This window comes from Bradyrhizobium sp. Kon58, assembly GCF_055807455.1.
In genome coordinates, this window is the sequence record NZ_JBVVOT010000332.1 from 1 (window position 1) to 299 (window position 299).

Annotated in this window: 1 pseudogene; it reads right to left on the reverse strand. The window is 63.9% G+C overall.

From position 1 onward, the window contains the following. Window positions 1–44: 44 nt before the first annotated feature. A pseudogene (locus AC0L20_RS40665) lies at window positions 45–299 on the reverse strand (ATP-binding cassette domain-containing protein); the annotation flags it as partial.

A 299-nucleotide genomic window follows, 5' to 3' on the forward strand; every position in this document is an offset into this window, starting at 1 on the left:
GCTTTGTCTTCCAGCAATACAACTTGTTCCCGCATTTGTCAGTGCTGGAAGACAAAGCCGACGCGCTTGCGCAGTGCGATGCGCTGGGCTTCCTGCGCCAGCGTGTCGACCTGCGTCTGGCCCACGCGGATGCTGCCGCGCTGGGGCTGCAACAGCCCGGTGATGCAGCGCAGAATCGTGGACTTGCCCGAGCCCGACGGGCCGATGATCGAGACCGCCTGGCCGCGCAGCACTTCGAGGTCAATGCCCTTGAGCACCGGGTTGTCACCAAACGACTGGTGCACATCGCGCAGGCTCAC